The organism is Methylobacterium frigidaeris (assembly GCF_022179185.1).
Taxonomy (GTDB): domain Bacteria; phylum Pseudomonadota; class Alphaproteobacteria; order Rhizobiales; family Beijerinckiaceae; genus Methylobacterium; species Methylobacterium frigidaeris.
Map to the genome: position 1 here is coordinate 15,778 of NZ_BPQJ01000035.1, position 9,712 is coordinate 25,489.

General features: G+C 69.4%; 10 protein-coding genes and 1 pseudogene. All 11 read left to right on the top strand.

Translation table 11 applies throughout. The features are described from left to right. The first annotated feature begins 1 nt into the window (after position 1). The 11 genes and pseudogenes from MFF64_RS26760 to MFF64_RS26800 all read left to right on the top strand — a co-directional run bounded on the left by MFF64_RS26760 (position 2) and on the right by MFF64_RS26800 (position 9,709). Positions 2–1,201 carry a DUF7146 domain-containing protein gene (locus MFF64_RS26760; RefSeq protein WP_133122981.1) on the top strand — a complete coding sequence of 400 codons (1,200 nt, stop codon included), beginning with the start codon at positions 2–4 and terminating at the stop codon, positions 1,199–1,201. Then, positions 1,202–1,483 carry a hypothetical protein gene (locus MFF64_RS26765; RefSeq protein ID WP_099899130.1) on the top strand — a complete coding sequence of 94 codons (282 nt, stop codon included), beginning with the start codon at positions 1,202–1,204 and terminating at the stop codon, positions 1,481–1,483. Then, on the top strand, positions 1,480–2,958 hold the full coding sequence (locus MFF64_RS26770) for a DNA cytosine methyltransferase (RefSeq protein WP_099899132.1): 1,479 nt from the start codon (positions 1,480–1,482) through the stop codon (positions 2,956–2,958). Before MFF64_RS26765 ends, MFF64_RS26770 begins: the two co-directional genes overlap by 4 nt. Further along, a pseudogene (locus MFF64_RS38190) lies at positions 2,955–4,064 on the top strand (DNA methyltransferase); the annotation flags it as partial. The gene MFF64_RS26770 and the pseudogene MFF64_RS38190, both read left to right, overlap by 4 nt. A gap of 538 nt (positions 4,065–4,602) precedes the next feature. Further along, a complete protein-coding gene (locus MFF64_RS38195) occupies positions 4,603–4,842 on the top strand; it encodes an HNH endonuclease (RefSeq protein ID WP_369010720.1) in 240 nt (79 codons plus the stop codon). Next, positions 4,755–5,057, top strand: a complete 303-nt coding sequence (locus tag MFF64_RS38200) for a DNA methyltransferase (protein ID WP_099899138.1) — start codon at positions 4,755–4,757, stop codon at positions 5,055–5,057. Before MFF64_RS38195 ends, MFF64_RS38200 begins: the two co-directional genes overlap by 88 nt. Beyond that, on the top strand, positions 5,054–6,868 hold the full coding sequence (locus MFF64_RS26780) for a DNA primase family protein (protein WP_099899136.1): 1,815 nt from the start codon (positions 5,054–5,056) through the stop codon (positions 6,866–6,868). The genes MFF64_RS38200 and MFF64_RS26780 overlap by 4 nt, the downstream gene beginning before the upstream one ends. Positions 6,869–7,243: 375 nt before the next feature. Then, positions 7,244–8,077 carry a hypothetical protein gene (locus MFF64_RS26785; RefSeq protein WP_133123659.1) on the top strand — a complete coding sequence of 278 codons (834 nt, stop codon included), beginning with the start codon at positions 7,244–7,246 and terminating at the stop codon, positions 8,075–8,077. Positions 8,078–8,244: 167 nt separating this feature from the next. Next, on the top strand, positions 8,245–8,418 hold the full coding sequence (locus MFF64_RS26790; protein WP_165795828.1) for a hypothetical protein: 174 nt from the start codon (positions 8,245–8,247) through the stop codon (positions 8,416–8,418). After that, positions 8,415–8,999: a phage tail protein gene (locus tag MFF64_RS26795; protein WP_099906383.1), complete on the top strand. Its 585-nt coding sequence runs from the start codon at positions 8,415–8,417 to the stop codon at positions 8,997–8,999. Before MFF64_RS26790 ends, MFF64_RS26795 begins: the two co-directional genes overlap by 4 nt. A gap of 122 nt (positions 9,000–9,121) precedes the next feature. Beyond that, complete coding sequence (locus MFF64_RS26800; RefSeq protein ID WP_133123658.1) at positions 9,122–9,709, top strand: ArsR family transcriptional regulator; 588 nt, start codon at positions 9,122–9,124, stop codon at positions 9,707–9,709. The last annotated feature ends 3 nt before the right edge of the window (positions 9,710–9,712 follow it).

Consider the following 9,712-nt stretch of genomic DNA (forward strand, 5'->3'; position numbering starts at 1 on the left):
CGTGGCCCGGGACCGCGACGCCGCCTTCGACGACTGGACGCAGGCCGCCCGCGCCGTCGGCCTCGCAGAGGTCGCGAGCCGGTACAATCTCGCCTTGCGCGGCTCGAACGAGCGCGTCGGCCCCTGCCCGGTCTGCGGCGGGCGCGACCGGTTCGGCATCAACCTGCGGAAAGGGGTCTTCCTCTGCCGCGGCTGCGGCAAGGGCGGCGACGCGATCGCCCTCGTGATGCTCGTCGAGGGCTGCGACTTCCTCGCCGCCTGCGAGATCCTGACCGGTCAGGCTCCGCCCCGCGGCGAGGGCTCGACCCTGTCGGTCGAGGAGCGCGCCGCCCTGGAGGCGGAGCGGGCGGAGAAGCGCGCCGCGCACGACGCCCGCTCCGCCGCGATCAGCGAGGACGAGCGCCGCAAGGCCCGCGGGATCTACGCCCAGTCCGAGCCCGCCCCCGGCACCCCCGTCGAGACCTACCTGCGCGAGATCCGCGGCGTGGATCTCCCCCGCCACGGCTGCGCGATCCGGTTCCACCCGAACCTCGCCTTCTTCGACGACCGCACGGTCAAGGGCGTCTCGCGCAAGGTGAAGGTCCATGCCGGCCCCGCCATGGTCGGCGGCATCGTCGGGCCCGACGGCCTGTTCTCCGGCGTGCACCTGACCTGGCTCGACCTCGACGCCCCGTCGGGCAAGGCCCAGATCCTCAACCCCGAGACCGGGGAGGTCGCGCCGGCCAAGAAGATGCGCGGCTCCGTCCGCGGCGGCTACATCCCGCTCACCCGCCCCGCCGAGCCCCTGAGCTGGTGCATGGGCGAGGGCATCGAAACGACGCTCTCCGTCCGCACGGCGCTCGAACGCCAGGACCGCGACACCTCCCGCACCGCGTTCGCCTGCGCCCTCTCCCTCGGGGGCCTCGGCGGCCCGGCGGCCGAGACGGTCGCCCACCCCACCATCCGCAACGCCGACAAGCGCGGGCATCAGCGGCCGTGGATGATCCCGGGCCCGGTCCCCGACATGGACGGCCCGGCGATCGCCATCCCCGACTCCGTCGTCTCGGTCCTGACCCTCGGCGACGGCGACAGCGACCCGGTCCTCACCCGCTACGCCCACGACCGGGCGGCGGCCCGCTACGCGCGGGACGGGCGGCGGGTGCGCGCCGCCTTCGCCCCCGAGGGCTCCGACTTCAATTCCCTTCTCCTCAGAGGCCTCTAGATGGCGCCCCCTCCCGCACCCCCGGCGGCGTCGGCCGCGACCTTCGCGTTCCAGGACTTCGTGCGCGCCCTCGACGCCTCGCTGTCCCGGGACATCAACGCGCTCGCGGCGGTCGAGCGGATGATGGCCGAGGGCCGGCCCAACGGCCGCGACACCGGCCTCGGCTACGCCCGCGACGACCTGCGCCTCACCGTCGACCGTCTGACCGAGCTGCGCGCCACCCTCGCGGCGCTCGCGCCCCACGAGGCCGAGGTGCACGCGATCCTGGCGAGGGCGGCGTGACCCTCCGCTACGGCTCCGTCTGCTCCGGGATCGAGGCGGCCTCCGTCGCCTGGCATCCCCTCGGCTGGCGCCCCTCCTTCTTCTCCGAGATCGAGCCGGCGCCGCGCGCCGTCCTCGCGCATCACTGGCCCGAGGTGCCCCTGCATGGCGACTTCACGACGATCGAAGCGGGGCTCTACGACCCAATCGACCTTCTGGTCGGAGGAACCCCCTGCCAGGACTTCTCCGTCGCCGGACTCCGAGCGGGCCTGGATGGCGAGCGTGGCAACCTCACGCTCGAGTTTGGTCGTCTTGCTCGGCGCCTCCGGCCCCGCTGGAGCGTTTGGGAGAACGTCCCCGGTGTCCTGTCCAGCCACGGAGGACGCGACTTTGCGTGCGTTCTGGGACTGCTCGCCGGACGATCCGTCGAGGTCCCCGCCGGCGGATGGCAGAACTCCGGCGTCGTCCCCGGATACCATCGCGCCTATGGCCTCGCCTGGCGAGTGCTGGACGCTCAGTACGTCCGAGTGGACGGGTTTGGACGGGCTGTCCCTCAGCGACGCCGGCGTGTGTTCGTTGTCGGACATCTTGGAGACTGGCGCCGTGCCGCCGCGGTACTTCTTGAGCGCGCGTGCCTGCGCGGGGATCCTGCGCCGCGCCGAGGTGCGGGGCAGATCGCTGCCGCCAGCCTTACAGGCAGCCTTGGCCGCCGCTGCGGGCAGCCTGACGGCGGAGACACCGAAGGGCATCTCGTCGCCGCCCTGACGCCCGGCAATCGCGGCGTCAGCGCCGATCAGGCTGCCGCAGGCATGGTCGTGCCTGTCGCCTTCGGCAGCAATGACACTCGTGGGCCAATCGAAGCCGCCGCAACCCTGACGCATCATGCCGGGCGGTACGACTTTGAGTCCGAGACCTTCGTAACCGCGCCGATCCCGATCCTGGAGGCGACGAAGCGCCAGGGTGAGGACCAGTCGACGGTGAAGGTCGGCACTGGCATCGGCCAGCCGGGCGACCCGATGTTCACGCTCCAGGCAGGCGCCCAGCACGCCATCGCCTTCGACACGACCCAGATCACCAGCCGCGAGAACCGCGCCAATCCCGAGCCTGGCGGCCCCTGCCACCCCCTCGCGGCGGGCGCTCACCCTCCCGCCATCGCGTTCGACTGCAAGGCCGGCGGCGACACTGGCTTCTCAATCGGGGACGTGGCCGGCGCTTTGCGCGGCGAGGGCCACGGCGGCGGTCACGCGGCGGCCATGGTCGGCCACAACGGCGGCCCGCCGCTCTCGGGATGGGCCGTCCGCCGCCTCACCCCCGAGGAGTGCGAGGCCCTCCAGGGATTTCCCCGCGGCCACACCGCCGTCCCCTGGCGCTCTGGCACCATGCCGGACGGTCCCCGGTACAAGGCCCTGGGTAATTCCATGGCCGTGAACGTCATGCGCTGGCTCGGCCGAAGAATTGAGATGGTCGAGGCCCTGTTTCCCTCGGAGTTCCAATGACCCCGGTAGAGTTTCACGGTGGTCGGGTGCGTCTCCTGCCCGGCGACTGCCTGGAGTCGATCAAGTCCCTCCCGGATTGCTCGATCGACGCGGTCGTGACCGATCCGCCTTATGCGCTCGTCTCGATTAGCAAGCGCTTCGGGAAGGACGGCGCGGCTCCCTCGAAGGTCGGGGCGACCGGCGTTTATGCCCGTGCGTCCAGTGGTTTCATGGGTAAGTCCTGGGATACGGGCGAACGGGCTTTTGCCGTCGAGTTCTGGGCTGAGATCTACCGTGTATTGAAGCCAGGCGGGTTCGTGGTTGCCTTCTCCGCAACACGGACGATCCATCGCCTTACCTGCGCGATTGAAGATGCCGGCTTTGAAATCCGCGATATGATCGCTTGGCTTTACGGAAGCGGCTTCCCCAAGTCTCACGACGTCTCCAAGGCGATCGATAAGCACCTCGGGGCCGAGCGCACGAAGGTCGTCGTCGACGCCGCGCAGGTGCGCAATCCGAAGGCGACCGCCGGCGGTCGCGATGGGATGGAGGGCGCCACTCGCCCCTGGATCGAGGCCGCGCTCGAGCGCGGCTATCATGAGAAGGACTCGGACGACCCGGCCACTCCGGAGGGCGAGGCGTGGCGCGGCTGGGGCACCGCTCTCAAGCCGGCGATCGAGCCGATTACGGTCGCACGCAAGCCCCTTATTGGCACTGTGGCTGAGAATGTCCTGGCGCACGGAACAGGGGCCATGAATATCGACGCCTGCCGCATCGGCGGCGGCGAGCCGCGCCAAACCACAACTGGCGGCATGGGTGGGAAGGCCTCTCCCGTCCTTGGCGTCTTTGCGCGCGCCGAGGCCGAGGCGGTTACTACGACCATGGGGCGGTGGCCGGCCAACGTCGTTCACGACGCGTCCGAAGAAGTCGCCGGGGCATTCCCGCAGAGCGAGAGCGCTGGCGGTACCGTAACGCGTCGCAGCGATTTTGAGGGTATAGCTGGGAACAAGGGTGGGGCGTTCGCGCAGCGCGCGGGAAAGACGTGGGACGTTCCGCAAGATGCAGGGTCAGCCGCCCGGTTCTTTTTTTCGGCAAAGGCGGGCGCTGACGATCGCATAGGCTCCAAGCACCCCACGGTTAAGCCTGTCGATCTCATGCGCTGGCTCGTGCGTTTGGTGACTCCGCCAAAAGTGCGGGAACTGGTGTGCGAAACATGCCATAACCCTCCATGCGGCGCGCCGAGAGGGAATAATGTTCGACAAGACGTGCAAGCATTGCGAGGCGCCATTTCAGAGCAGGCGCAGCGTCACGATTTTTTGCTCCGAGACGTGCCAGCATGCGGCAGCAGTGATCCCGCGAACGCCATGCAAGATGTGCGGCGCGCCGACTCACCGAGCGAGGCAGGTCTACTGTTCCCCGGCGTGCTTGGCGCTGAGCATGAAGGTTCCGAAAACTCTCACGCCACGCCAGTGCAAGCATTGCGGCCAGACGTTCACTCCGAAGAAGGACGGGGGGCGGACTTACTGTTCCCGAAATTGTGCGGCGATCGGGAACGGGCTGGCCAAACGCAAAAAGACGAAGACGGTGCACGGATACATTGCAATGCTGGCACCGGACAGTCCGATGGCGTCGAAGCAGGGCTACGTGATGGAGCACCGCTTGGTGATGGCGAAGCACCTCGGACGGCCGTTGCGGGCGGAGGAGGCGGTGCATCACATCAACGGGGTACGGGACGACAACAGGATCGAAAATCTACAGGTCATGCTGAAGGCGGATCACGATCGACTGCCGAAGCTGACAACGTCGTCAGTGATCCAATGCCCCTGCTGCGCGGCGACGCTGAAGCTGTCCAATACTGTGCGAAGTGTGGTGGTCGTCTCGCCTGGCGTGAAAGACCCGGCATAGTTTTAGATCCCTTCGCGGGCAGCGGGACGACCGGCGAAGCGGCATTCCGCGAGGGCTTCAACGCGATCTTGTGCGAGCGCGATCCGGAGTACCTGCCAGACATCGCGCGTCGGATCGAGTTGGCGCTCGCCGGCCCCGCCATCCGTCGCGCCGAGCGTGCCAAGGCCCGCGGTAAGGCTCCGAAGCCTGCGCCACTGTTCGGCGAGGAGTCATGACCTCCACCCCCACCGATAACAGCGCGCTCATCGTCGGGCTGATCGACGGGGCGCCGGCCGGGGGCGTTCAGCCCCCGCCATCCCCCATGATGGAAGAGTACGGGTTCGACGATGAGTTCCCCGACGAAGCGCCCCCGGCCGACACCGACTGGGCGCTCGTCGAGCGCTGCGCCGCCGAGCCCCAGAACGACATCGGCAACTCCCGCCGCTTGCGCCACCGCGCCGGCGCCGACCTCCTCCACGTCCAGAATATCGGCTGGCACGTCTACGACGCGCAGCGCTGGAAAGAGGACATCGACGACGTCGGCACGCGGCCCGTCTGCCACGCGGTCGTCGAGGCGATCGCCTACGAGGCGCACGTGCTCAAGCCCACGCCCCGGGAGCAGGAGGCGATCGAGGCGGGCGACGCGGCCAAGCGCGATGTCGCCGCCTACGAGCGCGAGCTGGCGAGCCTCAAGGCGAGCGAGAAGGACGCCGACACGCGCCGTCGGGCCGACGCGCTCCGCGAGAGCCTCGAGGAGGCGAAGGACGCTGTCGACCGGGGACGGGAGGCCCGCAAGGCCTTCGCCCAGCGCCAGGCGCAGCGCAAGCGCTTCGCGAACACCTCGGGCAACAAGGGTAAGCTCGACGGCATGCTCTCGGAGGCGATCCCCTTCCTGTCGCGGCCGATCGGCGACCTCGACGCGGATCAGCTCGCCTATAACGTGGCGAATGGCACGCTGCGGTTCGTTCAGGTCGAGATGCCCGATCCCGAGTGCCCAGATCCAGACGAGGTCCGGATGGTCACGCAGTGGACGGTCGAGCGGCGCGACCACGCGCGCGAAGACCTGATCTCGAAGCTGTCCGACATTGAATACGACGAGGCGGCCGAGTCGCCGATCTTCGACAAGTTCCTCGCCACGATCCTGCCCGAGGCCGAGATGCGCGCCTTCGTGCAGCGGTACTTCGGGTACAGCTTGACTGCACTCACCCGGGAACAGTGTTTCCTCCTGTTCCACGGCGAGGGCCGCAACGGTAAGTCGACGCTCGTCGACATCATCGGCAAGATCATGGGCGATTACTCGACCACGATCCCGATCGACAGCCTCGTCAACTCCGGCGCGCAGAAAAAAGGCTCGGAGGCGACGCCCGACCTCGCCCGCCTGCCCGGCGCGCGCCTCGTCCGCACCGCCGAGCCGAAGGAAGGCGCCGGGTTCGACGAGAGCCTGATCAAGCAGCTCACGGCCGGCGAGCCGATCCTCGTGCGCCGCCTCAACGCCGAGTTCATCGAAGTCTATCCGACGTTCAAGCTCGTCATCTCGGCCAACCGCAAGCCGGATATCAAGGGCAACGACGACGGCATCTGGCGAAGGGTGGTGCTCGTGCCCTTCGATGTCCAGATCGCGAAAGAGGACGTCGACAAGCAGCTCGGCGACAAGATGTGGGCCGAGCGCGCGGGCATCCTCAACTGGCTCGTCGCCGGGGCGATCGACTACCTCACCCGCGGCCAGCTCGACCCGCCGAAGGAGGTGATCGAGGCGACGCAGGAGTACCGCGAGGAAAGCGACCTGATGGGCATGTTTGCCCGCGCCGCCCTCGAGGTGACGAAGGATCCGGCCGACGTCGTCGAGACCGGCCACCTCTACCGGGTGTTCGAGGTCTTCTGCCGCCGCACCGGCCGCACCCCCTTCGCGCAGAACACGTTCACCCGCCGCCTGCCCAAAACCGCCTCCCAGCACGGCTTTGAGAAGGGCAAATCCTCTGTCAGCGTGTGCACGGGCATCCGAGTTCGCCCCGAATTCGCGCCCCCGCCGCCCCCCTTGGGCGGCTAGTTGGGAGCCTAGGGAGGGTAGGCCGACGAGAGGGGCGGCTTGCCTCCCAAAGGGAGCGCGAGGGCGATCAAGGGGTTAGCCGGCGATTGGGAGGCTAGGGAGCCTAGGGAGGGTAGCTCCCAATGAGCGCGCGTAAGATGCGGGGTCCAAGGGGGCCGCTCATTTCAAAAGCGTCTCATGCATACCCAAGATTTATCCTCCCTACCCTCCCTAGCCTCCCAAATTGATCGTTCAAACGGAAAAGAAAGAAAGAAAAGCGAAGCTGGTGTAAGGGTTTAGCGGGGCCGTGGCGGCGCCCCGAGTTCTGGGAGGCAAGCGCCGCGGCGCCAAGGCTTGCCTCCCTAGCCTCCCAATCCTCCCGAACAGGGGTCGGCCATGCTCCAGAACGCGAACCGGGAAACTGTGGATATCGAGGCCCTTCTCGTCCGCGCCTACCGCGAGAAGCGCGTCGACCGCTACGGCCAGGACGGCCGGCAGGCGGGCGCAGTCGCCCTCGGTCTCGGCTCCGGCCCCCGGGCGCCTGGCTCGCAGCTCGGCGGCCCTGAGCGGGTCGACACCTCGTCCTACGCCGCGAACAGCGCCGCCCGCACCCGCGAGGCGTTCCTGCGGCTCGCCGGCACGGCCGATGGCCTCCTCGCCCTGCACGATGCGGTTCTGGCCCTCCCCGACATGTACGTGGAGTACGGGGCCGGCGCCGACTTCCTGGTGTGGGACGCTGAGACGGCGGAGCGCCACGGAGAGGTCATCACGCTTAAGGGTGGCAAGGCGTCGATCCAGGCCACGCGCCGCCGCGGCGGACGCGGCGAGGGCCGCAACGACCGCGTCCCGGTCGGCCTGCCCCGTCCCCTAACGACCCTGCCGACGAGCGTGCTCATCATCACCCACGGGCGCGAGGCGAGCCGGCCGGACGTGATGGACGCGAGCCTGCGCCGCCGTCCCGTGTATCGCCCCGGCACCCGTGACGTCGCCGGGTTCGAGTTCGTGGCGGACGCGCCCCTCGACGTCGTCGCCTTCGAGCGCGCGCGGTATGCGGCGTGGCACGCGGCCCTCGGGATGCTGGCCGCGGCCCGCGCCGGCTGCCCTGAATTCGCGGTCACCGGGCCGGCGGCGCCTCTGACGATTTGGTCGTCCGAGGCCCTCGACCGGGCACCCGTGACCCGGCGCAAGGCACGGACGAATAAAGCGAATTCCGAACGGATCGCGGCCTGACACAAGACGCTTGACGGCCAGCAAAAGCTTGACCATAGTCAACCCACCCTAGAAAGGGCCAAAAACACCCCGGCGCACCCCGCCGGGGTTTTTTGTTGCCCGCAGGCGATCTCACCTGAGCATGCCGGCCGCGGGCGACACGCGGTCCTCGGACACAGGAGGCGACCATGGGTTGCCGCTGCGCCGAGCGCCGCCCCGTCCTCGCGGCGGGTGTGCAGGCGCTCCGCCAGGGCGACGTGCGGACCGCAGCGCAGAGCGCGCACGCCCTCGGGCGCTCCTTGGGCCAGGATGCCCGCGACCTCGCCCGCACCCTGGCGCAGGCCGCCCGGAGGCGCGGATGAGCGGCGGCCTGATCGTCACCCTCGACGCCGCGGCGATCGCCCGCCTCGGCAACCAGATCGCGGCGGCGGGCGCGCAAGCCCGTCCGGCGCTGGCCCGGGCGATCAACCACACGGGCGACAAAGCCAAGACGCAGATGACGCGCGCGCTCGTCCCGCAGACGGGCTTGAAGCGCCGCACCATCGTGAAGGCCCTGCGCGTCGACAAGGCGGGCAAGGGCGGGCTGACCTACACGATCCGGAGCAAGGGCGGGAACATCCGGCTCAAACACTTCGGGGCGCGGGAGACGTCGACCGGCGTCTCGGCCGCGCCCTGGTCGAAGCGGAGCATCTACCCGAGCACGTTCATGAAGGCGGGGTGGTGGCCCAAGCGGGTCGTCAAGCCGAACTGGAACGGGCAGGTCTTCGAGCGGGTGGGCTCGCGCACGAACTCCGGCATGGACCGGTTCGAGGTCAAGCGCTCGGGCCTCTACATCCCGGACGAGATGGTGCAGGGCGCGAGCCGCACGGCCTTCGAGGCGGCGGTGGAGCGCGACCTGCCCGACCGGCTCGCCCACGAGCTGGGGCGGGTGCTCGGGGGGTGACCCCCGGCCTCCCCCTGCGTCAGCCAGGGTCCCTCCCCGGTCGATCGGCCCCCACGGGCGGGAGACCCCGGGATCTTGCCAGTGAGGCTCCCTCGAAATCAGGGTTGCCAGGGTTGTCAAACGTGCCAACCGACGTTGCCACACCTGAGGTGATGTGGACGGCCGCCCGGATCGCCGAGCGGGACGGCGTCACCCGCGAGGCGGTGCTCAAGATCGCCCGGGACCTCGTCGCGCAGCACGGCCTCGCGGTCGCGCGCGACGGACGCGGGCGCATCGCGGCGCTCAACGTCGTCGAGTACGATCACCTGCGCGGCCGCTTCGGCGATCCGTCGAAGGCGCAGGCGCCCAAGGCAGCCCTCCCGCCTCCGGCGACGGATCCCGGCGACAGCTACGACGAGGCGCTGCGCCAGAAGGCGTGGCACGAGGTCGAGAAGCGCCGGCTCGAGGTCGGCGACCTGCGCAAGACCCTGCTGCGCCGCGACCGCTACGAGGCGGCCGTGGCGAAGTCCGCCGCCGACATGGCGCGGTTCATCGACCAACTGCCCCAGGAGGCGGACGCGATCGGCCGAGCGCTCGGCCTCGAGAACGTCCACGCCCTGCGGATCGAACTGAAGAAGGCGGCGGTCCGGATGCGCGCGAAGATCGCGGCGTCGTTCCAGGCCATGGCCGCCGAGGCGCCGGCAACGGACGAGGAGGTGCCGGCGGAGTAGCGT